This is a genomic window from Thalassovita mediterranea, from assembly GCA_019448215.1.
Classification (GTDB): Bacteria; Pseudomonadota; Alphaproteobacteria; order Caulobacterales; family Hyphomonadaceae; genus Henriciella.
On the sequence record CP080408.1, the window covers coordinates 1,887,783 to 1,911,422 of the forward strand.

The following is a 23,640-nucleotide window of genomic DNA, read 5'->3' on the forward strand; positions in this document are numbered from 1 at the left end:
ACGAAGGGGGCAGAGGCGTTCCCGCCCCAAAGGGCGGTGCGACATTACAAATCAGTCGAAGAGCTTCGAGACACTCTCATTGTTCGCGATGCGCCGGATCGCCTCGCCGAGAAGCGGTGCGACTGAGAGAACGCGAAGGCTTTTCGACTCGAAGTCTTCTTGCGTCGGGCGGATCGTGTCGCAGATGACAATCTCGTCCATGACGGAGTCTTCGATCCGCTTCACAGCATTGTTCGACAGGACGCCGTGCGTGACATAGGCGTTGACGCCAACGGCGCCGGCATCTTTCAGGGCGGCGGCCGCATTCACAAGCGTGCCACCGGAGTCGCAGATATCGTCGACCAGGATGCAGCGGCGGCCGGTCACGTCACCGATGATGTTCATGACTTCCGATTTGCCAGCTTCCGGGCGCCGCTTGTCGACAATGGCAAGGTCGCAGCCAAGACGGTTCGCAAGGTTACGCGCGCGGACCACGCCGCCAACGTCAGGCGAGACGACCATGAGGTCAGCGCCGTTATGGGTCATGCGGATATCGTTCTCGATGACCGGCATGGCGACGAGGTTGTCGGTCGGCACATCAAAGAAACCCTGAATCTGGCCGGCATGGAGGTCCATGGTCAGGACGCGGTCGGCGCCCGCGGTCGAGATGAGGTTTGCAACCAGCTTGGCCGAGATCGGCGTGCGGCCGTCCGTTTTGCGGTCCTGACGGGCATAGCCGAAGTAAGGGATCACTGCCGTGATCCGCTCTGCCGACGCGCGGGCCAGCGCGTCGATGGCGATCAGCAGCTCCATGAGGTTGTCATTGGCCGGCTTGGATGTGGACTGGATCAGGAAGACGTCTTCGCCGCGGACATTCTCATTGATCCGCACAAAGATCTCATCATCGGCGAAATTCTTGATCTCTGCCTTGGAGAGAGGGCAGTCCAGATGGTCGGCAATTGCCTCGGCCAGAGGACGGTTCGCATTACAGGTAATGAGTTTCATCGCGGGGGCTGCCTTCCCTTGAGATCGGTTTCGAGGTGCTTTTGGCGCACGAGGGGCAGAGTCGCAAGAAAAAGGGTGCAGGTTTTGGCCCTGCCGCGTCGCTCAGCCCAACATATAGCTGCTTCATCCTTCGACAGGCTCAGGATGAGGTGGAGTTTGATCGCGGCGCGGCAGAAGGCCTCATCCTGAGCCGGTCGAAGGACGAGGCCTGTCAGAATAGCTTTCTAGCCTTCCAGCATGATCACTGAACCCTGACGGCCATAGTCAGGTTCGCCGAAGTGATTGCGGCGGCGGTTGGAGAAGTACATGTCTTCCAACTCGCAAGTGTCGTGGCCAATCACATCGACGAAGGCGAGCCCCGCCTTCACGAGGCGGTTCTTCACGAAGGTCTCGATATTGAAGTGATAGCGGTCGCCTTCGCCCGGGTGGAACAGGTTGCCCGCCCAAGGGGCGCCGCTGAGGATTTCATCGCGAAATTCCGGGCCGACCTCATAGCTTTTCTGGCCGATGCAGGGGCCAACCGCGGCGTAGATGTCTTTGCGGTTCGCGCCGGTCTCTTCCATCTTGGCGATGGTCGCTTCGCAGATGCCGGCAAGCGCGCCTTTCCAGCCCGCATGGCAGGCGCCGATGACGCTCGCTTTCCTGTCAGCGAAGAGAACCGGCACGCAGTCGGCGGTCAGGATGCAAAGCGCGATGCCGGGAAGGTTTGTGACCATGCCATCGGCCTGCGGGCGGTCCGGGCCCCAGGGCATCGTGGCCAAGATCGCGCGGTCAGAATGGACCTGATAACAGGAGAGCATGTGATCGACTTCGCGCGTGCCGATCAGGTCTGACACCAGCCGCCTGTTGCGCATCACGGCTTTCGGTTCGTCATCAGAGCCGATGCCGAGGTTCAGGCTATCATAGATGCCTTCGGACGTGCCGCCCTGACGCCCGAAAAAGCCGTGCTTGATGCCGTTCATTCCGGCGAGCCGGGGCGCGAGGACGTGAGGGATCTTGGTCAAGGATATGGCCTAGCTCGGCTGGTGTTCGGTGGTTGGTTCGTCTGGCGCGGACGTCTGCAGGTCTTCGTCGTCCTTGTCACGCGACTTCCTGCCAAAGCGGCCAGCGATCCAGCCTGCGCGCTCTTCCATCTTGCGAAGCTCACCGTCGAGCTTGGCCATGGTGCGCGAGAGATCGCTGCTGTCTTCCTTGCGCCAAGCAATTTCTGCCTGCGCGAGTGCCCAGGCGATGGCCGTGGTGCGGATGGGTTTGGGAAAGTCGCCAGAGCCATCGAGGCCTGAGCAAGACAGCGCCCAGCTGGCAGTGGTGTGTCGGGCCGCAATGAGGTTCAGCAGGCGGGCAGGCTGTGTCTGGCGCCATTCGATCAGGGAGAGCATCGCTTCGCGGTGCTCTTCCATCCTGTCGAAACGCATCATGATGACGTCGAAAAGCCGCGTGCGAGGTGTCTCGTCCTCACTGGTGGAGCCTTCGCTCATTGCTTCATCAAGCCAGTCTTCGACAGCGTCAGAGATCTTCGCCTTGTCGGCAACGCCGTGAAAGTCTTTCAGCGACAGGCCTGCGCGCTCTGCGATTGCGCTAAGCGTCAGGTCCCGCCAGTCGATCGTCTTTGCGAGTTCGAGCGCGGCCTCAACGCCCTTGTTGAGTAGGTCCTTGCGCGCGTCGCTCATGTGTCAGTCTCCTGAAAGCTCGCGGTCGCGCCGGATGGCTTCTGCGACCGCCTCCTTCATCAGAGATGGCATGGCCCCGTCCCGCATCAAGACGTCGAGCGCTGCCTTGGTGACACCGCCGGGCGACGTGACGTTCTCGCGAAGGGTGGATGGCGGCTCATCGCTGTCCATCATCAGGGCGCCTGCGCCCTGCACGGTTTTCTGCGCAAGGCGGAGGGCAAGGTCCTCATCTAGGCCGTGAGCAACACCTGCCGCAGCCATGACTTCGGCAAGCAGGAACGCATAGGCGGGGCCGCAACCGGAAAGAGCGGTGGCAGCGGAAATCTGGTCCTCGCCAAGCGGGCCTTCGACAGAGCCGAGAGGCGTCAGCAATTTCTGAAGATAGGCGGTGTCATCGCCTGCTGCGTCTTCCGGCATGCAAAGAAGGGTCATGCCCTCACCGACAAGGCCGGGCGTATTGGGCATCGCGCGCGCGACGCGGGACGTGCCGAGTTTCTCAGCCAGTGATGACAGGGTGATGCCCGCCATGATGGAGAGTACCAGCGTGTCCGGGCCGACAAAGGTGCGAAGGTCATCGAGGATCTTTGGAAAGACCTGCGGCTTTACCGCGACGATGAGAGTGCTGGCCGGGGCCGGATCAGTGTTGAGGCTGATCTTGCCTGCGTCGTCCCAGGATTTCAGCAGGTCGGATGGTGCCGGGTCGTGGATCGCGATCGGGCCTGCATAGCCGGATTTGATCCAGCCACCCGCCAGTGCGGAGCCCATGCGACCACCGCCGACAAGCGTCAGGCCCGGCTCAGGCCTCGCCATCGGTTTCGAACATCGCTGCGTCGATGGCTTCTTCTGGTGTCTTGCCCGCCCAGATGACGAAGTTGAAGGCAGGAACGAACATGTTCACCGCGTCAGTGGCGGCGGCCATGACGGCGCGGATTTCGCCTGCTTCCGGTTCGACGCGGTCGAGCAATGGAAGCGTATGGCGGAAAAGAAGGACGCTGTCTTCGACCCAATAGTCGAAGTGACCAAGCCAGAGGCGCTCATTCGCCATCAGGACCAGCTTGGCGATGGCGTTCGAGCGCGCGGCGGTCGGCTTCAGGTCCAGCGTGATCGTGAAGTGAAGGGCAGGCGGCTCGCGGCGCGACGCGATGAGTGCGCCCATCTCACCCCAACGGGTCTGGGCGATGCACTGGATGGCGGCGTCGTCTTCGCGCTGGTGTTCCCAACCTGCGTGCTCCAGACACGCTTCGACCATGTCGAGCGGGTCGCCATCCATATTATAGCTTTGTTCGAGATTGAGGCTCATCGGCGATTTCCTCCGAATCAGCGTGGCAGGCCGCCACTGGTCGAACGGTAACACGGGGCGGCTCCCCTGCAACCTGACTCCAAATTTCATTTGTGGAAGCCTTCCTGCTCACTCGCACGCCTTTGGACCCGTTTCAATTGATGAGCACAGCTATACGGAATGGGCGACCGGCTGCTCGATCTGTATGCGTTGCTGACCGATATGCAGGGTGCTAGACGATTGAAATGTCGAGATTGCTCTGGATCAGACGTGCCGGGATGGCGTTCGCACTGCCTCTCGCCCTGATCGCGGGCTGCGGGCAGGCGCATCAGGGCGATGTGATGGTCGCGGTGGCCATCAATTTCCTTGATACGGCGAAGGTGCTCGAAGCGGAGTTCGAGGCAGAGACGGGTCTGGAGGTCACTCTGTCGTCAGGATCAACCGGCCAGCTCTACTCGCAGATCGAGAATGGCGCACCCTTCGACATCTTTCTTGCCGCCGATACAGACCGCCCGCGCCGACTGGTCGACGCAGGAAACGGCGTGGAGGGCACACAGTTCACCTATGCGACCGGGCGCCTGATCCTGTGGATGCCAGCATCGCAGACAACTGATTTTGACGGGGCGAACGAACTGCGGGACGGCAGCTACCGCGCACTCGCGCTCGCCAATCCGGCGCTCGCGCCATATGGCGCAGCGGCAGAGGAGACGCTGATCTCTCTGGGTCTTGGGGACGTCCTGTCGGACCGGATCGTCTATGGCCAGAATATTGGTCAGGCCTATGCGCTGGTGGCCAGCGGCAATGCGGAGATGGGTTTTGTGGCCGCCTCGCAATTGGTGAAGGGTGCGGCAGACGGCAAGGGCGGGGTGTGGAGCGTGCCGGGTGACCTTCATGCGCCGATCCGGCAGGACGTCGTCCTGATGCAGCGGGCGGCGGGAAATGAGGCCGCATTGCAATTCATTGCCTTCCTTCGAAGCGACAGGGCGCTCTCCATTATGCGCGACTATGGTTATGAGGAAGGCTGACCCGTGATGCCTGATCTTGGGCCGGTCCTGCTCAGCCTGCATCTTGCGGCGGTGACAACGGTGATCCTTCTCGTGATCGGCGTGCCGATGGCCTACTGGCTTGCGACGACGAAGGCCCGTCTGAAGCCCGTGGTGGAGGCCGTGACGGCGCTGCCGCTTGTCCTGCCACCGACCGTGATCGGCTTTTACCTCCTGATCCTGATGAACCCGTCCGCACCGCTTGGCGCGGCCTGGGTCAGCCTGACTGGCGGGACGCTTAGTTTCTCGTTTTCGGGGCTGGTGTTTGCGTCCGCCATCTATTCGCTGCCCTTCATGGTGCAGCCGCTCCAATCAGCGTTCGAAGCAGTGGGGCGCGGGCCGATGGAGGCGGCGGCAACGCTGCGAGCGTCGAGACTGGACGCGATCTGGAATGTGCTGCTGCCGCAATCGGCGCGGGGCATCCTGACGGCTTGCGTGCTGACCTTTGCGCACACGATCGGAGAGTTCGGCGTCGTGCTGATGGTCGGCGGCAACATCCCGGAACGCACGCGGGTCATTTCCATCGCGATCTATGAGCACGTTGAGTCCGTGGAATACGCTGAGGCCCATATCCTCTCGGCGGGGCTGCTGGTTTTCTCCTTCGTGACGCTGGTTGGCGTCTATGCCCTGAACAGGAGCTACCGCCTCCGTGTCAGCTGATCGCCTCTCTCTCGACATTGCCGTTGCCCGCAAGACGTTCAGCCTGAAGGTGCGCGAAGACGTGGCGCTGGAAGGTGTGACGGCAGTGTTCGGGCCAAGCGGTAGCGGCAAGACAACCTTGCTGAGGGCGATTGCCGGGCTGGAAACTGGGGGCGACGGTCGCATCAGTTTCGTAAAGACTGTTTGGCAGGACAGCGCCGCACAGGTCTTCGTTCCGGCGCATCGGCGCGCTGTTGCTTACGTTTTTCAGGATGCGCGCCTGTTCAGTCACCTTGATGTGCAGGGCAATCTCGACTTTGCGGCGAAGCGAGCGCGAAAGGCGGGACGAAGCCCGGATATGGATGCAGCGATTGCTGCTTTCGGCATCGGAGAGCTGCTGGAGCGCCGCGCGGTCTTTCTATCCGGCGGCGAAAGCAGGCGGGTCGCACTGGCGCGGGCGGTGCTTTCGTGTCCCGACCTGATGCTGCTCGATGAGCCGCTGACCGGCCTCGACAGGGCCGCGCGCCGGGACATCCTGCCATTCCTGAAAAGCCTGCCAGAGCACTCCGGCTGCCCCGTCCTCTATGTCAGCCATGACCTGGAAGAAGTGGCGGCGCTGGCGTCGGCGATCGTCGTGATGGACGCCGGGCGGGTGCTGGCGAACGGGCCGGTTGCCGAGATAGGGAGGAGCCTTGACCTCGGGCCGCTGTCTGAGGGCGCCGGGCCTGCTTCCTTGATAGAAGCGACGGTGGCGCGGATTGATGCCGATAGCGGCCTCATGGCGCTGGAGGCGGGCGGCGAAACCCTTCTCCTGCCAAATGTCGCGGGCGCGCGTCAGGGTGACAGGCTGCGCCTCTTCATCGATGCGCGCGATGTCGCGATTGCCGTGGAGCGTCCGGGGCCAATGTCGATCCGGAATGTTCTACCTGCCCGCGTCGGCCGGATTGTTTCGAGCGATACGGCGGCCGACGCGCTTGTCGATCTCACGATTGGCAGTGAGCTCATCCGCGCGCAGATCACGCGTCATGCGCTATCAGAGCTGAAGCTTGAAACCGGCCAGCAGGTGTTCGCCCTGATGAAGAGTGTCCGCCTCGCCGGTGATTTTCGCTAAAGAGCTATTTTTTCTCAAGTGCTTCGACGCGCGCTTCGAGCGCCTCGACTTTTTCAAGTGCGCTGATCGCGATGGCCCGGAGGGCTTCGACTTCGTCACGCTCGACGAGGTCCATGTCGGCGATGAATTCGCGCACACGCGACTGAACGGCGGTGCGCGCTTCTTCGCCTGCAGAGCGGGCGGCGCCCATGGCGCCTGTCATCAGACCTGCGATATCATCAAGCAGTGGATTTGTATTGGCCATGCGGTTACTCCTTGCCGCGACTAAGGGGAGAGACTAGCCGGTATCGGTCAACAGATAGGCGACGCCGCGCGACGGGAAAAGGCAGGCAATGCACGCACTCTATACAGCAGCGCTCAGTTTTCCGGAGTTCAATCCGGCGCTTGTCGAGATTGGAAGCTTTCCGATCCGCTGGTACGCCCTGGCTTATATCGCCGGTCTGGTCCTTGGCTGGCGCTATGCCGTGATGCTTGTGAAGCGCGAACGCCTCTGGGGCGGAACGAGCCCGGCAACGCCCGACGATATCGATGATATCCTGTTTTATGTGACGCTGGGCGTGATCCTTGGCGGGCGCATTGGCTACATCCTCTTCTATCAGCTGCCCTTCCAGTTCGAGACGGTGCAGCGCGACCCGTGGAGCCTGCTGCGCATCTGGGAAGGCGGCATGTCCTTCCATGGCGGTCTGCTGGGTGTTGCGATTGCCATTCTGGTTTCGGCAAAGATTCGCGGTGTGAAGCTGCTGCCACTTGCTGATATAGCGGGCGCTGTCGCGCCGATCGGTATTTTCTTCGGGCGCTGCGCAAACTTCATTAATGCAGAGCTTTATGGCCGCCATACCAATGCGTCGGTCGGCATGGTCTTTCCGGAAGCGAATACCGGCGGCACGCCGTCAGCCTACGACTGGCAATCCAATGAGTGGGTTTACTGCCGCGACCAGAACCCGGCCTTCCGCCTGTGTGAGCCGGAAATGCCGCGCCACCCGAGCCAGCTTTACGAGGCCTTCCTCGAAGGCCTGCTGCCTTTCCTTGTTATCTCATTCCTTATCTGGAAGTTCGATCTCCTGAAACGGCGCGGCCTCGCGGCTGGCATGTTCCTTCTCTTCTATGCGGCGGGCCGTACGATCTCCGAACAGTTCCGTGAGCCTGATAGCTTCACCATGGGTGTACTGCCTGACTTCATCACGATGGGGCAGTTGCTGTCGCTGCCTATGTGGATCGGCGGGGCGTTCCTCGTCTGGCACGGGCTCAGCAAGCCGCCGGCTGGCGCTGCGAGGGCATGACGGGACTGAAGGCAAAGCTGAAGACGCTGATCGAGGCAGGCGGGCCGCTGCCCGTGTCTGCCTATATGAATACCTGCCTGCATGACCCGGAATTTGGCTATTACGCCACGCGGCCGGGCATCGGCCGCGACTTCATTACCGCGCCAGAGATCAGCCAGGTTTTCGGCGAACTGCTGGGCCTCTGGAGCCTGCATGAATGGCAGGCGCTCGGCGGACCGGATCTGTTTGACCTGATCGAGGTCGGAGCGGGCCGCGGCACGATGATGGATGACATGATGCGGGCGATCGCCAGCGTCGGCGGAGGCGAGCGCTTTCGCCTCTCCATCAGCGAGGCAAGCCCGGTCTATGCGGCCGCCCAGAAAGCGCGGCTCTCTGAGTTTCATCCCGATTTCCTTGGGGCGTTTGAAACGCTAGGTGAGCGGCCTTTTCTGCTGGTCGCCAATGAGTGGCTTGACTGCCTGCCTGCGCGCCAGTTCGTAAAGGGCGGCGAAGACTGGCTGGAGCGGGTCGTTGGCCTGACGGACGCGGGCGACCTCACTTTCGGCCTTGCGACGGACAAGGTGGAGAAGCTGTCGGGCGAGCCAGCAGAGGGCCAGACCTCCATCGAAGTCCAGCCGGCACTCGATACGCTCTGCGAGACACTGTCGAACGCCTTTGCCCGCGCGCCGGGGCGGGCACTGCTGATCGATTACGGGCCTGCAGGCAACGCCCCCGGGGATACGCTGCGCGCCTTCAAGGATGGCGCGCAAGTCGGGCCTCTCGACATGCCGGGGGAGAGCGACCTCACCGTCGACGTGGACTTCGCACGGCTTGCCCGTCTGGCGACGAAACGCGGGCTTGAAGTGTCTGGCCCGGTCGAGCAGGGGCCGTTCCTGATGGCGCTGGGTGCAGAAGCGCGGATGCAGGCGCTTATAAAGGCAAATCCCGACCGCGCTGAACAGATCTATGAAGGCGTGAAGCGGCTGGTAGATCCAGCTGAATTGGGCAGCCGGTTCAAGGTGATCTGCCTCAGCGCGCCGGGCCTTCCGCCGCCAGCAGGCTTCTAGGCAGGCAGACGCAGTCGCACCCGCAGGCCGCCAAGCGGGCTTTCCTCAAGCCGGATATCGCCGCCATGCTGGCGGGCCGTGTCACGCGCGATGGAAAGACCAAGGCCGGTGCCGGGCACGTTCTGATTTCGCGAGTCGTCGAGGCGATGGAAAGGCTTGAAGGCTTCCTCGCGCTTTTCCTCAGGGATGCCGGGACCGTCGTCATCGACGATAAGCTCGGCCATATGCGGACCTTCGATGACTTCGATTTCCACCTTGTCGGCAAAGCCCTGGGCATTGGAGATGAGGTTTGAAACGGCGCGCCGGATCAGCCCCTGTCGCGCGATGATCGTGACCGGTGTCGTTGCGCGGATGCGCGCTTGCCCGCCGAGGGCGGACACGATCTCGTCGACCAGCTCATCGAACCGGAAGGTGGCCGACTGTTCACCTTCCTTGCCGCTCGCAAAGGCGAGGTACTCGTCCAGCATGACCGACATTTCCTGAAGGTCCTGACGAGCTTCCTGTATCTCCGGCGTGTCGTCCATCATGGCGAGCTGCAGCTTCAGCCGTGTGAGCGGTGTGCGCAGGTCGTGGCTGATGCCAGCCAGCATCGTGGTGCGCTCTTCGGCGAAGGTGGTGAGGCGCGTGCGCATGTCCATCACGGCGCGGGCAGCGTCACGGATCTCGGTTGCGCCGGATGGGCGGTAATTGCCAGCATCGCGGCCCCGGCCATACGCCTTCGCCGCTTCGGTGAGCTTCAGGATCGAGCGGACCTGATTGCGAAGAAAGCCGAGGGCGAGGGCGATCAGGATACCTGTCGCGCCAATGACCCAGACGATGAAGATGTGCCCTGTGGTCGAGAACGTCCGGTCGCGTTCTGCCAAGAAGCGCAGGACATCGTCGCCGTCCTGCACGCGGATCTCTACGGTTTCGCCATAGCCGGAAATGTCAAACCAGAACGGCTGGTCGAGCGAGACATCCAGCTCTCGCGAAAGAATGTCGTCCAGCGCGGAGAAGAAGAGCTCTTTCTGTTCGACGGGCAGCTGCTCATTCTCAAGGATGGTGACGTCGAGCTGCATGGCGTCGCGGGCATCGCGCCGTAACATGTCGAACTGGTCCGGGTACCTGTCGCGCAGACCGACCATGAACTCGATCTCGCTGGCCATGGTCTGGCTGAGCTTGCGGGAAGTGTGGCGCCAGTGGCTGTCATAGAAAATGTAGGTCACGGCGCTGAGCAGTAGGATCACCGGCAGGATCACCATGAGCACCGATCGCGGATAGAGCCCGCGCGGGGTGAAATCTCTGAGGCGGAGGCGTACGCGGCGGGACATCAGTTCCAAGCCTTAGCGGCGGGCGGGCAATTGGAAAAGCGGCACATGTAAGCCGGTCAGTCAGGCATCAGGCGGTAGCCGATGCCGCGGACTGTCTGGATATGGATTGGCTGGCGAGGGTCAGGTTCGATCTTGCGGCGAAGGCGCGTCACCTGGACGTCGATCGAACGCTCAGTGCTGTTGGGCGACTTTGAGGCCAGCTCCTCGCGGCTGACTGCCTCTCCGGCCTTGGCGGCGAGCATGGAGAGAAGCTGAAGCTCTGCCTCTGTCAGGCGGACACGCCGGGCACCGGAGGTCAGTTCCTGATGCTTGGCGTTGAAGACGAGGCCCGACATCTCGATTTCCTCGGGCGGCGGCTCGACATGGGTGCGCCGCAGGATGGCGCTGATGCGAAGGAGTAGTTCTTCAGGCTCAAACGGCTTGGCGAGATAGTCGTCCGCGCCAGCTTTCAGCCCTTCGATCCGGTCGCCCGTCTCGCCTTTCGCGGTGAGAAGAAGGACCGGAACGCGCTTGCCGGAGCTACGGAGGCTCGCCAGCAGCTCCAGCCCCGTCTCCCCCGGCATCATGATGTCGAGAATGGCAAGGTCGAAATCGAACGTCGTCATCAGCTTGCGGGCGCTTGCGGCGTTGGCGGCAGCTGTGACCCGGAAGCTGTTGCGGGTGAGGTACTTCTTGAGCAGGTCGCGAATGCGGTTGTCGTCATCGACAACAAGAATGTGTTGGGCCTCACTCATTGGGTCAGGGCCTCCAGAACGGCGCGGGTGCCGGATACGGCGTTTGCGCCAGCGTCGCGGTATGCTTCGCGCAGGGCAGAACGCAACTTGTCCACAAGCGGGCGCAGTATCTGTTCGCCCTCAGAAGAGAGCGTCAGCCGGCGGCGCCGGGCGTCGCGGCCACCTTGTGTTTTTACGACAAGGTTTTTCTTGTCGAGCTCTCCCAGAAGCCGCGCAATTGTCGGCGTCGTCGCGCCCATCTTGTCGCGCAGTTCCGTCACCGTCAGGCCGGGTTCAAAGCGGATCGTCATCAGCAGCCGAAGCCCTGATGCGTTGAGGCCAGTCTGGCGCTGCGCCTTGCGGGTGATGTCGCTGATAATGCGCTCACTGGCGAGCAGGAGTGCAATACCGCTATCGAGCTCTTCCTCCCTGAGAAAAAGCCGCGGATCGACACGAGCGCTTTCGCCTGTCTTCTGGTTGACTTCGGATGCCACAGTCTGAGAATGGAGCCTCTTTCGAGTATAAGTTCAAGCAAGGACAAGAAATAATGGCCGACGCCTCCACACCGTATCACGACCGCGATGGATACATTTGGATGGACGGCGAATTCGTACCGTGGCGTGAGACGACGATTCACGTCCTGACCCACGGCTTGCACTATGCGTCGTCCGTGTTCGAGGGTGAGCGCGCCTATGGCGGCCATATCTTCGAATCGCGCCGTCACACCGAACGTCTTCACCGGTCCGCCAACATCCTCGGCTTCGAGCTTCCTTACACGGTCGATGAGATCGAGAAGGCCAAGCAGGAAACGCTGGCGAAATCCGGTCTTGAGAACGCTTATGTGCGCGCCTTTGCGTGGCGCGGCTCTGAGATGATGGGCGTCTCGGCGCAGAACAACAAGATCCACGTCGCGATCGCTGTCTGGCACTGGGGCGACTATTTCGCCGACAAGATGAAGGGCATTGCCATGACGCATGCCCAGTGGCGCCGCCCGGACCCGAAGACGGCTCCGTGCGAAGCCAAAGCCGCTGGCCTCTACATGATCTGTACGCTCTCCAAGCATGCTGCGGAGCGTGATGGTTTCGCCGATGCGCTCATGCTGGACTGGCGCGGCCATGTGGCAGAGGCGACCGGCGCAAACATCTTCTTCCTGCAGGACGGCGCGCTCCACACGCCGACGCCTGACTGCTTCCTGAATGGCATTACGCGCCAGACGGCGATCAAGCTGGCCAAGGCGCGCCAGATCGAGATCGTTGAGCGGACCATCATGCCGGATGAGCTGAAGAACTTCTCCGAATGCTTCATCACGGGCACGGCCGCTGAAATCACGCCGGTTCGCCAGATCGGCGATGTGACCTACAAGCCGGGTAGCGTCACCGAGGCGCTGGTCACGGATTACTCCGATCTCGTGAACGGCAAGATTAAGATGCCGGCCTAGGCCGCTTCGCCTGAAGGTGCGTCTGAAGCTTCCAGACGCACCAGCACGGCGCTTGCATCGTCTTCTTGCTTCACGCGCGGCGCGACCGTGCGGTCCGGGTCACCTGCTTCAAGCGCACGCAATTCTTCATAGAGCGGATCAAGCCCGCGCTGAAGCGCTGCGTCCAGCAGCGTTTCGGGCGTGTAGGCGTGGAAGTGGTCGATCAGCCGCGCAAAGCCGTCCGTCATCATCAGCAGGTCCGCAGGGCTGCGCAGGCACAGCGTGCATTCTGTAATGTGGCTTGCCGCCTCTGGCGCAATCGAAAAGACCCAATAGCCATCCGGCTTGTTCATGCGGCTGCGCTGTTCCTGCAGGAAGGCGCGAAGCTCGCTCGTGGCAGCCTCGCTCTCATCGCCGTGGAAGGCAGCGAAGCGGTCCAGCATATGCGCATCGCCGCCGCTGGAGAGGTCGCCGATAATGTGAAGCAGTCCGGTCGCCTCGCGCACGATCGCGCTGCAATCGCCAAGACCGGAAAAGCGGATATGGACGCGGTGGCCGCTCTGCTCCCATCCGCAATAGAGCGCGGCGGCGGACGGAATAGCGAAGTCAGGCACGTTGGAGGGGGACGCCTGTAGCAGGTAATCGTCGCGCACGCGTCCGATGATGCGCCGCAGGGCAACGCGGATCGGCTCGGACGTTTGCGGCAGTTCAGCAAAATGCGTGTCGAGCTGGGCAGCCAGCCAGGCGGCGTCGCTGCCGTCAGTGCTGACATAGGTCTGGTCGCTGACCCCGGTTGCTCCATCGATCACCCAGGCATGCCCACGCGCTGCACCGACGGCACCATTGGCGCGGTCGTCATTGGGCGATGTCCCGCCTGCACGGGAAAGAGATTGAATGAGGTCGACGGCCACCATGATTCGCGTATGACGCGATTCTTCGACAAATTTACGTCTGAGACGTGAAGGTTTTCTGTCAGGGGGACGTAGGGCGGCTTTTTGGTCAGCCAGTGTTGATGTGTTAGGCTGCTACTTCGAGAGAGGGAGACAGCTATCCGACAGAAAGCGAAATCCACGCCGCGCGCAAAGAGTGCCCTGAAGCGCCTGCAGACCATCCGGGCCGTCTATGATGCGCCTGACCGCGTGCGACGTAAATTCGGGCTGAAGCGTCGCCGCCTCAGCCCGAGTCAGAAATTGATCAGAATGTTCAGCCGGTCATTCGGCTGACGGCATCGCCGCCAGCCCAGATCCGGTTTACTTGTTCGGCTGCGCTGTGGTGCGAAGGTAAGGCTTGATCGTCTTGTAGCCCTTCGGAAACATCTTGTCGGCGTCCTCATTGGAAACGCTCGGCACGATGATCACGTCTTCACCATCCTGCCAGTTCACTGGCGTTGCGACCTTGTAGCCGTCGGTGAGTTGAAGCGAGTCGATCAGGCGCAGGATCTCATCAAAGTTGCGACCAGCGCTCGGCGGATAGATGATCGAGGCGCGGATCTTCTTCTTCGGGTCGATCACATAGACGGCGCGCACTGTCACTTTCGCATCCGCGTTCGGATGGATCATGTTGTACAGCGTCGCGATTTTCTTGTCCGGGTCGGCGATAAGAGGAAATTCCACTTTCGCGCCCTGGGTTTCCTCGACATCCTTGATCCACTCCTTGTGGTCCTCAAGGCTATCTGCGGAAATGACGATCGCTTTTGCGCCGCGCGCAGCCAGCTTGTCTTTCAGCTTTGCAGTATAGCCGATCTCTGTCGTGCAGACCGGGGTGAAGTCTGCCGGGTGGGAGAAGAAGACAACCCAGTCATCCCCGATCCAGTCGTGGAAGCTGATATTGCCTTCAGTCGTTTCGGCGTCGAAATCGGGTGCTGTATCACCTAGCAGAAGGCTCATGGCATTCTCCGTTGATTGCTATATCTTCGCCACACAGATTGGCGTCGACGGGCTGGAGGACAAGTTCAGGGTGCTGATTTCGGTCTTTAATTTTACTAAGGCCAAGCTGGCCGTCGAGCACGCATGAAACGTCTTATCCTGCTTCGCCATGCCAAGACCGAGCTCTGGAATGAGGGCGTTTCGGACCGGGACCGCAAGCTTGTGGCCCGCGGGCACAAGGATGCCGAAGCGATTGGCGATGAACTGAAGGCGAGAGGCTGGGTGCCGGACGCAGCGCTGGTCTCAACTGCGCGGCGGACGCGGGAAACATGGCGCCATCTGCACGACTTTTTTCCGGGCTGCGAGGCGACGCTTTCAGACGCGCTTTATCTCGCCAGCGTGCCGACCATTCTTGACCTGGTGACACTGGCTGCCCCCAAAGTTTCTACGCTTCTCGTCGTTGGGCATAATCCAGGCATGCACGAGGCCGCGCTGTCGATCCTTCAGAAGGCTGGCACTTCAGACGATATGGCAGCCCGTAAGCTGGGTGAGAAACTGCCAACCGGCACGGCTGTGCTTTTTGAGTCTGAGGAAGACGAAGCGTTCACACCGGTTCATTTCAGGATGATGGGCTGGATCAGGCCGAAAGCCCTTCGCGCCCAGATGTAGAACCGCCCTGCCGGGCGGGGCAGGGCGGTCTTTTTCAGGGCCCCGACAGGAGGGGCGCGATGAGAGTGAGAGTTCCTGCCGGGGTTGCCTGAAGCTTGATCAGACGCGTCCGGCAAGCCTGTTCTGGCGGCGGCGACGCTGGACCAGAAGCGTTGGCTTCCAATTTCCAGCATTGTCGTTAGCGGCCTTTCCGGACACGCGTCCGGCGGTGCCTGCGAGCACCGGCATCATGCCGGCTTTGGTCGCAGTCTGTTCCAGACGGGGTTGGCGGGTCTGGGAGGCGAGCGGTTGCATCTGATGTAACTCCTTCGTTGCAAGTTTCCGGTCTTTGGTGCCGGTTGGTTAGTTGTCTGCCGGGGCGGGTTTGTCTCTGTGCCGCCGACGAGATTGATCTAGCAACGAACTTATTGTTTTTCAATAAGCGATTATCGAAAAACAATGTGATTTCTTAGAATCTGTATATGATTCAGGGTGATAAAAATTACTGTTTTTCGATAAATGGGCTTCCGTCAGCCCTTTTTGGCTTCGCCGCGGCATCGTTTGGAGCAGTAAATCACCTCGTCCCAGACCGATTCCCACTTCTTGCGCCACGAAAAGGGGCGCTGGCAGACCGGACAGGTCTTCTGCGGAAGGTCGCTCTTACGGACCATTTTGTTGGCGGTGCGTTTTCTGTCTGCCATGAACCTTGCCTTCCTTGCCGGTAAACTAGGTCTTTGGCGGGAGCAGGAGAAGTCGCAATGACGATAGCAATCATCGGTGCAGGTGTCGCAGGCCTCAGCGCCGCAGCCAGTCTGAAGGCCGCAGGCCGCGAGGTCGTCCTCTTTGATAAAGGGAGAGGGGCAGGCGGTCGTCTGTCGACGCGGCGTGCCGCGTCTCCAATCGGAGAGGTCCGCTTCGATCATGGGGCGCAGTTCTTCACCGCGCGCGATGAGGGTTTCCGCAGACTGGTAAACGACCTTGAACAGCGCGGCCGCGTCGCAAAGTGGACGCCGAGGCGTGTCTCCCTCTCGAAGACGGATGGGGCCTGGAGTGCAGAGGCGCTGCAATCAGACGATGACTGGTATGTCGGCGCGCCGTCGATGAATTCGTTCGTAAAGGCGATGGCGGAAGGCCATGAGGTACGCTGGGGAGAACGCGCGACCGCGCTCTCGATCCGCGAGGATGGGCGATACGTACAGTTTGACCCGTCCGGGTGGCAGGGGCCGTTCGATGCGGTCATCCTCGCCATCCCCGCTGAGCAGGCGAAAGACCTGCTAGCTGAGACAAGCGCCAAACTTGCCAGTGAGGCCGCTGCGTCAGTGACGGCGCCTTGCTGGGCGGCGATGCTGGCCTTCAATAAACCTCTAGCGACAGGATGGGACGTGGCCGAGGTCGCCGGGTCGCCTTTGGGGCTTGCGGTACGCAACAGCTCTAAACCTGGCAGAGGTAATGAAGAGACCTTCGTTCTTCACGCCACGCCGGAATGGACGCGAGCGAATGTCGACATGGCAAGGGAGGATGTCGCTGCTGAGCTCAGCCGCCTCTTCTGTGAGATGACGGGCGCGCATGCACCTTTGCTCGCCGCAGCCCATCGCTGGCTCTATGCGAAGACAGAAACACCTTCCGCCAGTTCTTTTGGCTGGGATGAGGGTCAACGCATCGGCGTGATCGGCGACTGGCGAATTGCGCCGCGTATCGAGGCAGCGTGGCAAAGCGGACACGCACTGGCCAGCGCGTTGCTTGATTGAGCAGCCGCAACCTTGAATTAAGGAAACTTCCTGTTTCTATCGGCTCATGCACATGGGGGGCCGCGAAGACAATGTCGTCTGGCTGGAAACGGGCGACGAGAAACCAGCGGCCGGTGCGCCCCGGCTTCTGGAGGCGCTAGCCTTTTCGCAGGCCCTGCCGCCAATCCTCAGTGCCCGTGAGCGCCTGAGCAGATGGCAGTGGGAAGTCTTTGGCGCGTTCCTGACACTGATGATCATCATGCTCCTGCTGTGGCCCGTCCTCCTGGGGGTGGCCGCGAAAGTTGTGTTCTGGCTGCTCTTCTCTCTGACGGTCGTCTGGCGCCTCGCCCTGACCATTGTGGGCGCACTCGAGCGTCTCGCGGGGCCACGGCAGCCTCCGCTCACGGATGTTCCAGATGATGAGCTGCCAATCTATTCGGTCCTGATCGCGCTTCGCCATGAGCAGAACATGATGGAGCAGCTGGCGGCCAGTCTGAAAGCGATCAACTGGCCTGCCGAGCGGCTCGATATCCTGCTGCTGATCGAGGAGGATGACGTCTCAACCTATGACGCCGCGATGGAAGCCGACTTTCCCGTCGGGACTGTCTGCGTCACCATTCCACCCGGCGAGCCCATGACCAAGCCGCGCGCATTGAATTATGGGCTCGCCGCCGCTCTGGGTGAGTTCGTGACGGTCCTCGACGCCGAAGACCGCCCGCACCCCGACCAGCTGCGTGAAGCCTATGCTGCCTTCTCACAGCAGGGCGACGGCGTGCGCTGCGTGCAGGCCCCTCTCATTGCCAGCAATGGCGCCGATGGCTGGCTGCAGGCCCAGTGGACGCTGGAATATGCTGTACAGTTCGGCCTTCACGTTCCAGCACTCGCCAGCCTTGGACTGCCGGTCATGCTGGGCGGAACGAGCAATCATTTCCGCCGCCACGACCTCATCGCGTTTGGCGGCTGGGATGCGTGGAATGTGACGGAGGATGCTGACCTCGGTATCCGGATTGCGCGTCTTGGCGGGCGGACCGCAACCATCCGCTGTGAAACGCACGAGACCGCGCCAGAGTCCCTGCCGATCTGGACCAGCCAGCGCAGCCGCTGGATCAAAGGCTTCGTCCAGACCTGGCTCGTCTGTATGCGCACGCCTGCGACCCTGCTGCTGGAGCTCGGGCCGCTGCGTTGGACCAGCCTTCAGTTGACGCTTGGTGGTGCGATCGTCAGCGCGTTTCTCTATGGTCCGATGGTGCTGATGATCCTGCTGGGCACGCTGTTTCCGTCCCTATTCAACTACACGCCAGTGGACTTCGGCCTGTTCATGGCAGGCATGACAGGGTGCGTCGTCGCTGACTGCCTGGCACCCGGGAAGTGGACAGTATCGCGCGTCATTGCGATCGTGACGCGGCCTTTCTACTGGCCGCTGATGACCGCTGCGGCCGTCAAAGCAGTGATCGGGCTTGTCATGCGGCCTTTCTACTGGGCGAAGACGCCCCATATGCCATCGGCATAAAGCCGGGAATTAGCATGCTGGACTGGATTATCCCCATCGGGCTCATCGCCCTTTTCATTGCTATTATGGTCTATTCAAACCTGCGACTGGGCAAACCGCGGCGGGATGGTCGGCCAAACAAGCTGCCCTGGGGCATCATCATGGTGTTCTGCATGCTCGGCGTCTTCCTGATGGTCGTTCACCTCTTCAACCTTGCGGGCTTTGAGACCGGCCCGGAGCACAGCATTCTCGGACGTTTCTAACCATCAATCGGGTTCTGCTTGTCCTGAATTCGTTTCGGGTCTAGAACAAAAATAGAACAAAGGAGGTGGGAATGAGCAGGGACACTTTGAAATCAGTCGGTGAGACGCTCGTCGCGGCCAATAATGATGGCAGCTACAAGTCGTTGATCGACACGATCTATGACGCCAACTGCGTGTCAGTTGAGTCTGCGCCGCCGCCCCGTGGAAGCGCCGAAGCGAAAGGTCTGGATGCGATCCGCGGAAAATGGGCCTGGTGGGAAGACAATCACGAGGTTCATGAGACAAAAGCGAGTGGCCCTTACCTGCATGGCGATGACCGTTTCGGCGTCGTTTTCTCCATGGATGTGACCAATAAGGCCTCCGGTGAGCGCATTTCGATGCAGGAAATTGCTGTCTACACAGTGAAGGACGGCAAGATCGTGCGCGAGGAGTTCTTCTATTAGGCAGGATATTGGCGCGCATTTCTGATTGTGCGTCAGATCGCGCCTCTCGCAGCGTCGGGTCGTGACGCAGGCCTCTCCAGCAGGTATGTCACTAGCAGAAATGACAGGACAGCTTGAGGGAGCCGAAACAATGCCATTTGACGCGCCATCCGATCCAGAAGCCTTCCGCGAGAAAGTCCGCGGCTGGCTAGAAGAAAACTGCCCGGAATCCATGCGTACTCCGATGCCGGAAGACGAAGTCGTCTGGGGCGGCCGCCGTGAGAAGTTCAAGAACCCAGACTCAAAGGTCTGGCTTGAGCGTATGGCAAATCAGGGCTGGACGGCCCCGACCTGGCCAAAGGAATATGGTGGCGGCGGCCTCACCCGCGAGCAGGCCAAGATCCTCGAGCAGGAAATGGCGCGCATGGGTGCCCGTACGCCGCTCTTTTCCTTCGGCCTCTGGATGTTTGGTCCGGCCCTGATCGAGTTTGGCAATGAAGAGCAGAAGAAACGCTTCCTGCCGGACATCGTCCACGGCCGGACGCGTTGGTGCCAGGGCTATTCCGAGCCGGGCGCAGGCTCTGACCTTGCAGGTCTGCAGACCAAGTGCGAGGACAAAGGCGATCACTACCTGATCAACGGCCAGAAAGTCTGGACGTCCTATGCGAACGAGGCCGACTGGATTTTCTGTCTCGTGCGCACCGACAACACGGTGAAGCATGAGGGGATCAGCTTCATCCTGTTCGACATGGAAAGCGAAGGCGTCGAAACGCGCCCGATCAAGCTGATCTCAGGTTCGTCGCCTTTCTGCGAAACCTTCTTCTCTGACGTGAAAGTCCCCAAGGACCAGCTGGTCGGCGAAGTGAATGGCGGCTGGAAGATCGCCAAGCGCCTCCTCCAGCATGAGCGCTCCTCGATTTCGGCCAGCGGCTTCGGGTCTACACGTGGCACCGGCATGCTGGAGCTTGAAGAATACGCCAAGATCCATGTCGGCACTGATAGCGACGGCAAGCTGCTCGACGGCGACCTTCGCGGCCGCATCGCGGACCACCAGATGTATGCCAAGGCCTTCAACCTGACGGTCCAGCGCAGCCAGGTTCAGGCCAAGGCGGGCCAGGAAGTCGGCCACACTGCGTCCATCATCAAATACGCCGCGGCGAAGATGAACCAGGACAAGCACGAGCTGATGATCGAAGCGCTGGGTACCGAGGGTCTTGGCTGGGAAGGCGAAGGCTTCGACCGCGGCGCCAAGATGGTGACCCGTGGCTGGCTGCGTTCGAAAGGCAACTCGATCGAGGGTGGCACAAGCGAAATCAATCTGAACGTCGTTTCCAAGCGCGTTCTTGGGCTGCGGGATCACCAGTAATGCGCACTTTAATTTTAGCGGGTATCGCCCTTGCGGCCGCGCCCATCGCTTCTGCTCAGCAGGATGGCAAGGGATGGTGCTTCCAGACCCCCGATGTCGGACCCGCAGCTAATGTGTATGCTGGCACTGAGAAGCTGGACACCGGCGCATGGGCTCTGACGGTTTCGAATACCCAGGGCATTAAGGACACGGTCGAGCTCAGATCTGTCGGCGTCAATGAGTACGCGCTGAAAGATAGCGAGCACGGCGAAGGCGTGATCTTTCGCGCTGATGGCCACATCGAAATGTATAACTCGGAAGGCAGCCGCGGGTCCGCTGCGCCAAGCTCCGAGGCCGACTGTATAGGAAACAAGAACCGATGACCTTCGTACTGACTGAAGACCAGGAGATGCTGCGCGATACCGCAGTGAACTTCACGCGTGACGAGCTGCCGGTGAAGCACCTTCGCGCGCTTCGCGATGCGGGCAAGAACGGCGTCGATCCTGAGGCCCGCCAGAAGCTCGCAGAGCTCGGCTTTTTCGGGGTCCTGATTCCGGAAGAATATGATGGCGTCGAAATGAGCATGACCGCTTTTGGTCAGGTCATGGAAGCCCAGGGACGCACGCTCGCCTCGACCCCTCTCCTGCAGACCGCCTGCATCGGCGCCAGTGCCATCCTTCTGGGGGGCACCGAAGCGCAGAAGAAAGAGTGGCTACCGAAGATCGCAGCTGGCGAAGTGACGACCGCTCTGGCCCTCGACGAGACGAGCCATCACAATCCTGCGGGCGTCGCCACTGAAGCAGAGCGTGACGGCCAGGGCTACACGCTGAACGGCGCCAAGAAATACGTCCAGGACGGCCACCATGCCGATGTGTTCATCGTTGTGGCGCGTACATTCGGTGAAGCAGGCGACAGCCACGGCCTGACGCTTTTCCTCGTCCCGCGCGATGCCAAGGGGCTGACGGTTCAGGCACTCAAGACGGTCGACAGCCACGGCGCAGCGCACCTCACGCTGGACGGTGTCCACGTCGATGACAGTCACGTGCTGGGTGCGCCAGACAAGGGCATGGATCTGCTTGAGCCTGTGCTCGACCGTGGCCGCATCGCGCTCGCGGCTGAAATGCTCGGTTCATCGCTCGCTGCTTTCGAAATGACGCATGAGTACATGCAGACGCGTAAGCAGTTCGGCCAGCTGATCGGCTCGTTCCAGGCCCTGCAGCACCGTGCGGCAAAGATGTTCACTGAGCTGGAGCTGACCACGTCATGCATCGCGGCGGCGCTTGCTGCCGTCGACAGCCAGCGCAATGACATTGCGGAACTCGCTAGCCTCGCAAAGGCGCGTGCCAGCGAGACCGTGCATCTCGTGTCGAACGAGACGGTGCAGCTGCATGGCGGCATCGGCATGACCGACGATCACGATTCCGGTTTCTACATGAAGCGGGCGCGTGTTCAGGAAGCGCTGCTGGGCTCTGCGAGCTTCCATCGCGATCGCTACGCAAGGCTTAACGGCTATTAGGGCCACGGGGGCCCTGTGCCCCATCCTCAAAACGAAATGGACCGGAGCCATAAGGCTCCGGCCCATCATCCATGCACTTGTGAATGGTCCGGATACGCGTGCATGGAATCGTGTTCGGTATTCAAATCAGGAAACAAGGTCGGCGCGGTGAAGTTCCCCGCGCACCTGAATGTTTAATCTACCAAGCTTTCGCGCGGGGGGGCGGGCCCAACCACGCGATTGATCTGCGCCCCTGACGTGCTAGCTCCATCGAGGTTGCAGACACGGACCTCCCGGCATGTATCGTTTCCTTCCGCTGATCGCCTCTCTTTCCATGCTCGCGCTATTCTGCGCCATGCTTCCGGTCAGTCCGTTTTTCTGGGTCGGTGTCCTTCTGATGGGCGGGCTGTCATTGCTCGGCGTCTATGATTTCTTCCAGACGAGCCACACGCTGTGGCGAAACTTCCCGATTGTGGCCCGCATACGCTGGATTGCTGAGGAGCTACGCCCCTTCTTCCGTTCCTATATCGTTGAAAGCGACACCGAAGGGCGCCCCTTCAACCATGAGGACAGGGCGATGGTGTATCGCCGCGCCAAGGACGTCTCCTCGGTTGAGCCGTTCGGCAGCCAGCTTGATTTCGAGCATCCGCCATATGAGTGGCTTTCCCACTCGATTGCAGCCCGCCACCCGACTGACCGCGAGCCACGTGTGACGGTTGGCGCGCCGGGCACGGCGAAGCCATACCGGGCCAGCGTGTTGAACATCTCGGCGATGAGCTTTGGATCGCTAGGCGCGCACGCCATAGAGGCGCTGAACCGCGGCGCAGCGAAAGGCGGCTTTTATCATGACACGGGAGAGGGCGGTGTTTCCAGGTATCACCGCGCCGGCGGCGGTGACCTCGTCTGGGAGCTGGGGTCCGGCTATTTCGGCTGCCGCGCCAAGGATGGCAGTTTCGACCCTGCCCAGTTCGCAGAGACGGCTGCCAGCGACCAGATCAAGATGATCGAGATCAAGCTCAGCCAGGGCGCAAAGCCCGGCCATGGCGGCGTCCTGCCGGGCAACAAGGTCACGGCGGAAATTGCTGAAGCACGCGGCATCCCGATCGGTGAGACCTGCTACTCTCCGGCCGCCCACACGGCATTCTCCACGCCCAAGGAGATGATGGATTTCATCGCCCAGCTGCGTGAGCTTTCGGGCGGCAAGCCCGTCGGCATCAAGCTATGTGTTGGCAATCGTTGGGAAGTCCTCGCGCTTTGCAAGGCGATGATGCAGACCGGGATCATGCCGGATTTCGTCGTCGTCGACGGCGCTGAAGGCGGCACGGGCGCAGCCCCGGCAGAGTTCATGGACCATATCGGCGCCCCGCTCCGTCAAGGGCTCGTCCTGGTTCGTAACGCGCTGGTCGGCTGTGACCTGAAACAGCATGTCCGCGTCGCCGCCAGCGGCAAGCAGATCTCGGCCTTCTCGATGGCTGCCTCGATGGCGCTCGGCGCGGACTGGATCAATACGGCGCGCGGTTTCATGTTTTCGCTTGGCTGTATCCAGTCGCTCAACTGCCACAACAATACCTGCCCGACCGGGATCGCGACGACAGACAAGGGCCGCCAGCGTGGTCTGGTCGTTTCGGACAAGGCAGAGCGCGTCTATAATTTTCACCGCAACACGATCAAGGCGCTGATGGAGGTTGTCGGCTCGGCCGGGTGCGAGCATCCCGGCGAGCTGACGCCGCGCCACATCATGCACAAGGTCACCCAGGACGTCGCCCAGCCCGCACACCGTGCCTACAATCTGCTGGAGCCGGGGGTGCTGATATCCGGCGCCGAGGACACGCATCTGGCGCGTGAGTGGGCCATGGCGCAGGCCGATAGTTTTGCGCCGCTTCGGATCGACTAG

The 23,640-nt window shown here is 61.3% G+C and carries 28 protein-coding genes; 15 read left to right on the forward strand and 13 right to left on the reverse strand.

What is annotated here, in order from left to right; genetic code table 11:
• Window positions 1-51 precede the first annotated feature (51 nt).
• The 5 genes from KUV46_09435 to KUV46_09455 form a co-directional block, all read right to left on the reverse strand.
• Window positions 52-984: a ribose-phosphate pyrophosphokinase gene (locus KUV46_09435; GenBank protein ID QYI99575.1), complete on the reverse strand. Its 933-nt coding sequence runs from the start codon at window positions 982-984 to the stop codon at window positions 52-54.
• Window positions 985-1,208: 224 nt separating this feature from the next.
• On the reverse strand, window positions 1,209-1,988 hold the full coding sequence (gene pgeF / locus KUV46_09440; protein QYI99576.1) for a peptidoglycan editing factor PgeF: 780 nt from the start codon (window positions 1,986-1,988) through the stop codon (window positions 1,209-1,211).
• A 9-nt stretch (window positions 1,989-1,997) separates the two neighbouring features.
• On the reverse strand, window positions 1,998-2,654 hold the full coding sequence (locus KUV46_09445) for a hypothetical protein (GenBank protein ID QYI99577.1): 657 nt from the start codon (window positions 2,652-2,654) through the stop codon (window positions 1,998-2,000).
• A 3-nt stretch (window positions 2,655-2,657) separates the two neighbouring features.
• Entirely contained in the window at window positions 2,658-3,464 is an 807-nt protein-coding gene (gene proC / locus KUV46_09450; protein ID QYI99578.1) for a pyrroline-5-carboxylate reductase, read from the reverse strand.
• Window positions 3,451-3,954, reverse strand: a complete 504-nt coding sequence (locus KUV46_09455) for a YbjN domain-containing protein (protein ID QYI99579.1) — start codon at window positions 3,952-3,954, stop codon at window positions 3,451-3,453. Before KUV46_09455 ends, proC begins: the two co-directional genes overlap by 14 nt.
• A 224-nt stretch (window positions 3,955-4,178) precedes the next feature.
• Here KUV46_09455 and modA point away from each other — a divergent pair, with 224 nt between their 5' ends.
• Genes modA through modC form a run of 3 tightly spaced genes read left to right on the forward strand, consistent with a single transcriptional unit; the run spans window position 4,179 to window position 6,726 of the window.
• Window positions 4,179-4,958, forward strand: coding sequence for a molybdate ABC transporter substrate-binding protein (gene modA, locus KUV46_09460; protein QYI99580.1), 780 nt, complete (start codon window positions 4,179-4,181; stop codon window positions 4,956-4,958).
• Window positions 4,959-4,964: 6 nt separating this feature from the next.
• Entirely contained in the window at window positions 4,965-5,636 is a 672-nt protein-coding gene (gene modB / locus KUV46_09465) for a molybdate ABC transporter permease subunit (GenBank protein ID QYI99581.1), read from the forward strand.
• Complete coding sequence (modC, locus tag KUV46_09470) at window positions 5,626-6,726, forward strand: molybdenum ABC transporter ATP-binding protein (GenBank protein QYI99582.1); 1,101 nt, start codon at window positions 5,626-5,628, stop codon at window positions 6,724-6,726. Before modB ends, modC begins: the two co-directional genes overlap by 11 nt.
• Window positions 6,727-6,730: 4 nt before the next feature.
• On the opposite strand, the gene KUV46_09475 is transcribed toward modC, so the two are convergent.
• Complete coding sequence (locus tag KUV46_09475; GenBank protein ID QYI99583.1) at window positions 6,731-6,970, reverse strand: accessory factor UbiK family protein; 240 nt, start codon at window positions 6,968-6,970, stop codon at window positions 6,731-6,733.
• A gap of 88 nt (window positions 6,971-7,058) precedes the next feature.
• Here KUV46_09475 and lgt point away from each other — a divergent pair, with 88 nt between their 5' ends.
• The gene (lgt, locus tag KUV46_09480; GenBank protein QYI99584.1) at window positions 7,059-8,006 is read left to right on the forward strand and encodes a prolipoprotein diacylglyceryl transferase; all 948 of its coding nucleotides are present in this window, start codon (window positions 7,059-7,061) and stop codon (window positions 8,004-8,006) included.
• Window positions 8,003-9,052, forward strand: coding sequence for an SAM-dependent methyltransferase (locus tag KUV46_09485; protein QYI99585.1), 1,050 nt, complete (start codon window positions 8,003-8,005; stop codon window positions 9,050-9,052). The genes lgt and KUV46_09485 overlap by 4 nt, the downstream gene beginning before the upstream one ends.
• On the opposite strand, the gene KUV46_09490 is transcribed toward KUV46_09485, so the two are convergent.
• Genes KUV46_09490 through KUV46_09500 form a run of 3 tightly spaced genes read right to left on the reverse strand, consistent with a single transcriptional unit; the run spans window position 9,049 to window position 11,569 of the window.
• Entirely contained in the window at window positions 9,049-10,362 is a 1,314-nt protein-coding gene (locus tag KUV46_09490) for a two-component sensor histidine kinase (protein QYI99586.1), read from the reverse strand. The genes KUV46_09485 and KUV46_09490 overlap by 4 nt on opposite strands.
• Before the next feature lie 56 nt (window positions 10,363-10,418).
• Window positions 10,419-11,096 (reverse strand): response regulator, encoded by a 678-nt coding sequence (locus tag KUV46_09495; protein ID QYI99587.1) that lies wholly within the window; start codon window positions 11,094-11,096, stop codon window positions 10,419-10,421.
• On the reverse strand, window positions 11,093-11,569 hold the full coding sequence (locus KUV46_09500; GenBank protein QYI99588.1) for a MarR family transcriptional regulator: 477 nt from the start codon (window positions 11,567-11,569) through the stop codon (window positions 11,093-11,095). The genes KUV46_09495 and KUV46_09500 overlap by 4 nt, the downstream gene beginning before the upstream one ends.
• A 53-nt stretch (window positions 11,570-11,622) precedes the next feature.
• Between KUV46_09500 and KUV46_09505 the strand changes: the two genes are divergently transcribed.
• Window positions 11,623-12,513, forward strand: a complete 891-nt coding sequence (locus KUV46_09505; GenBank protein QYI99589.1) for a branched-chain amino acid aminotransferase — start codon at window positions 11,623-11,625, stop codon at window positions 12,511-12,513.
• Here KUV46_09505 and KUV46_09510 read toward each other — a convergent pair.
• Window positions 12,510-13,406 (reverse strand): protein phosphatase 2C domain-containing protein, encoded by an 897-nt coding sequence (locus KUV46_09510; GenBank protein QYI99590.1) that lies wholly within the window; start codon window positions 13,404-13,406, stop codon window positions 12,510-12,512. The two genes, KUV46_09505 and KUV46_09510, sit on opposite strands and share 4 nt — an antisense overlap.
• Before the next feature lie 336 nt (window positions 13,407-13,742).
• Complete coding sequence (locus tag KUV46_09515; GenBank protein ID QYI99591.1) at window positions 13,743-14,378, reverse strand: peroxiredoxin; 636 nt, start codon at window positions 14,376-14,378, stop codon at window positions 13,743-13,745.
• Window positions 14,379-14,501: 123 nt separating this feature from the next.
• Between KUV46_09515 and KUV46_09520 the strand changes: the two genes are divergently transcribed.
• The gene (locus KUV46_09520) at window positions 14,502-15,026 is read left to right on the forward strand and encodes a histidine phosphatase family protein (protein QYI99592.1); all 525 of its coding nucleotides are present in this window, start codon (window positions 14,502-14,504) and stop codon (window positions 15,024-15,026) included.
• A 99-nt stretch (window positions 15,027-15,125) separates the two neighbouring features.
• Here the strand turns inward: KUV46_09520 and KUV46_09525 are convergent, their stop codons facing one another.
• Both KUV46_09525 and KUV46_09530 read right to left on the reverse strand, forming a co-directional pair.
• Entirely contained in the window at window positions 15,126-15,320 is a 195-nt protein-coding gene (locus tag KUV46_09525) for a hypothetical protein (protein QYI99593.1), read from the reverse strand.
• A 215-nt stretch (window positions 15,321-15,535) separates the two neighbouring features.
• Entirely contained in the window at window positions 15,536-15,676 is a 141-nt protein-coding gene (locus KUV46_09530; protein ID QYJ02385.1) for a DUF2256 domain-containing protein, read from the reverse strand.
• Between the two features lie 87 nt (window positions 15,677-15,763).
• On the opposite strand from KUV46_09530, the gene KUV46_09535 reads away from it, so the two are divergent.
• The 8 genes from KUV46_09535 to KUV46_09570 all read left to right on the forward strand — a co-directional run bounded on the left by KUV46_09535 (window position 15,764) and on the right by KUV46_09570 (window position 23,640).
• Window positions 15,764-16,753 (forward strand): NAD(P)-binding protein, encoded by a 990-nt coding sequence (locus KUV46_09535; protein ID QYI99594.1) that lies wholly within the window; start codon window positions 15,764-15,766, stop codon window positions 16,751-16,753.
• Window positions 16,754-16,805: 52 nt separating this feature from the next.
• Window positions 16,806-18,242: a glycosyltransferase gene (locus KUV46_09540; GenBank protein QYI99595.1), complete on the forward strand. Its 1,437-nt coding sequence runs from the start codon at window positions 16,806-16,808 to the stop codon at window positions 18,240-18,242.
• 14 nt (window positions 18,243-18,256) lie between these two features.
• Window positions 18,257-18,484, forward strand: coding sequence for a hypothetical protein (locus KUV46_09545; protein QYI99596.1), 228 nt, complete (start codon window positions 18,257-18,259; stop codon window positions 18,482-18,484).
• Between the two features lie 71 nt (window positions 18,485-18,555).
• Window positions 18,556-18,927, forward strand: coding sequence for a nuclear transport factor 2 family protein (locus KUV46_09550; protein ID QYI99597.1), 372 nt, complete (start codon window positions 18,556-18,558; stop codon window positions 18,925-18,927).
• A gap of 130 nt (window positions 18,928-19,057) precedes the next feature.
• On the forward strand, window positions 19,058-20,272 hold the full coding sequence (locus tag KUV46_09555; GenBank protein ID QYI99598.1) for an acyl-CoA dehydrogenase family protein: 1,215 nt from the start codon (window positions 19,058-19,060) through the stop codon (window positions 20,270-20,272).
• Window positions 20,272-20,634, forward strand: a complete 363-nt coding sequence (locus KUV46_09560; GenBank protein ID QYI99599.1) for a hypothetical protein — start codon at window positions 20,272-20,274, stop codon at window positions 20,632-20,634. The genes KUV46_09555 and KUV46_09560 overlap by 1 nt, the downstream gene beginning before the upstream one ends.
• Window positions 20,631-21,767 carry an acyl-CoA/acyl-ACP dehydrogenase gene (locus KUV46_09565; protein ID QYI99600.1) on the forward strand — a complete coding sequence of 379 codons (1,137 nt, stop codon included), beginning with the start codon at window positions 20,631-20,633 and terminating at the stop codon, window positions 21,765-21,767. Before KUV46_09560 ends, KUV46_09565 begins: the two co-directional genes overlap by 4 nt.
• A gap of 277 nt (window positions 21,768-22,044) precedes the next feature.
• Window positions 22,045-23,640, forward strand: a complete 1,596-nt coding sequence (locus KUV46_09570; GenBank protein ID QYI99601.1) for an FMN-binding glutamate synthase family protein — start codon at window positions 22,045-22,047, stop codon at window positions 23,638-23,640.

Excerpts from the sequence above, each read along its gene's own strand:
- KUV46_09435 (QYI99575.1), bottom strand. The coding sequence starts at position 984 with ATGAAACTCATTACCTGTAATGCGAACCGTCCTCTGGCCGAGGCAATT.
- KUV46_09445 (QYI99577.1), bottom strand. The coding sequence starts at position 2,654 with ATGAGCGACGCGCGCAAGGACCTACTCAACAAGGGCGTTGAGGCCGCG.
- proC (QYI99578.1), bottom strand. The coding sequence starts at position 3,464 with ATGGCGAGGCCTGAGCCGGGCCTGACGCTTGTCGGCGGTGGTCGCATG.
- KUV46_09455 (QYI99579.1), bottom strand. The coding sequence starts at position 3,954 with ATGAGCCTCAATCTCGAACAAAGCTATAATATGGATGGCGACCCGCTC.
- modA (QYI99580.1), top strand. The coding sequence starts at position 4,179 with ATGTCGAGATTGCTCTGGATCAGACGTGCCGGGATGGCGTTCGCACTG.
- modB (QYI99581.1), top strand. The coding sequence starts at position 4,965 with ATGCCTGATCTTGGGCCGGTCCTGCTCAGCCTGCATCTTGCGGCGGTG.
- KUV46_09475 (QYI99583.1), bottom strand. The coding sequence starts at position 6,970 with ATGGCCAATACAAATCCACTGCTTGATGATATCGCAGGTCTGATGACA.
- lgt (QYI99584.1), top strand. The coding sequence starts at position 7,059 with ATGCACGCACTCTATACAGCAGCGCTCAGTTTTCCGGAGTTCAATCCG.
- KUV46_09485 (QYI99585.1), top strand. The coding sequence starts at position 8,003 with ATGACGGGACTGAAGGCAAAGCTGAAGACGCTGATCGAGGCAGGCGGG.
- KUV46_09490 (QYI99586.1), bottom strand. The coding sequence starts at position 10,362 with ATGTCCCGCCGCGTACGCCTCCGCCTCAGAGATTTCACCCCGCGCGGG.
- KUV46_09495 (QYI99587.1), bottom strand. The coding sequence starts at position 11,096 with ATGAGTGAGGCCCAACACATTCTTGTTGTCGATGACGACAACCGCATT.
- KUV46_09505 (QYI99589.1), top strand. The coding sequence starts at position 11,623 with ATGGCCGACGCCTCCACACCGTATCACGACCGCGATGGATACATTTGG.
- KUV46_09510 (QYI99590.1), bottom strand. The coding sequence starts at position 13,406 with ATGGTGGCCGTCGACCTCATTCAATCTCTTTCCCGTGCAGGCGGGACA.
- KUV46_09515 (QYI99591.1), bottom strand. The coding sequence starts at position 14,378 with ATGAGCCTTCTGCTAGGTGATACAGCACCCGATTTCGACGCCGAAACG.
- KUV46_09520 (QYI99592.1), top strand. The coding sequence starts at position 14,502 with ATGAAACGTCTTATCCTGCTTCGCCATGCCAAGACCGAGCTCTGGAAT.
- KUV46_09525 (QYI99593.1), bottom strand. The coding sequence starts at position 15,320 with ATGCAACCGCTCGCCTCCCAGACCCGCCAACCCCGTCTGGAACAGACT.
- KUV46_09530 (QYJ02385.1), bottom strand. The coding sequence starts at position 15,676 with ATGGTCCGTAAGAGCGACCTTCCGCAGAAGACCTGTCCGGTCTGCCAG.
- KUV46_09535 (QYI99594.1), top strand. The coding sequence starts at position 15,764 with ATGACGATAGCAATCATCGGTGCAGGTGTCGCAGGCCTCAGCGCCGCA.
- KUV46_09540 (QYI99595.1), top strand. The coding sequence starts at position 16,806 with ATGGGGGGCCGCGAAGACAATGTCGTCTGGCTGGAAACGGGCGACGAG.
- KUV46_09545 (QYI99596.1), top strand. The coding sequence starts at position 18,257 with ATGCTGGACTGGATTATCCCCATCGGGCTCATCGCCCTTTTCATTGCT.
- KUV46_09550 (QYI99597.1), top strand. The coding sequence starts at position 18,556 with ATGAGCAGGGACACTTTGAAATCAGTCGGTGAGACGCTCGTCGCGGCC.
- KUV46_09555 (QYI99598.1), top strand. The coding sequence starts at position 19,058 with ATGCCATTTGACGCGCCATCCGATCCAGAAGCCTTCCGCGAGAAAGTC.
- KUV46_09560 (QYI99599.1), top strand. The coding sequence starts at position 20,272 with ATGCGCACTTTAATTTTAGCGGGTATCGCCCTTGCGGCCGCGCCCATC.
- KUV46_09565 (QYI99600.1), top strand. The coding sequence starts at position 20,631 with ATGACCTTCGTACTGACTGAAGACCAGGAGATGCTGCGCGATACCGCA.
- KUV46_09570 (QYI99601.1), top strand. The coding sequence starts at position 22,045 with ATGTATCGTTTCCTTCCGCTGATCGCCTCTCTTTCCATGCTCGCGCTA.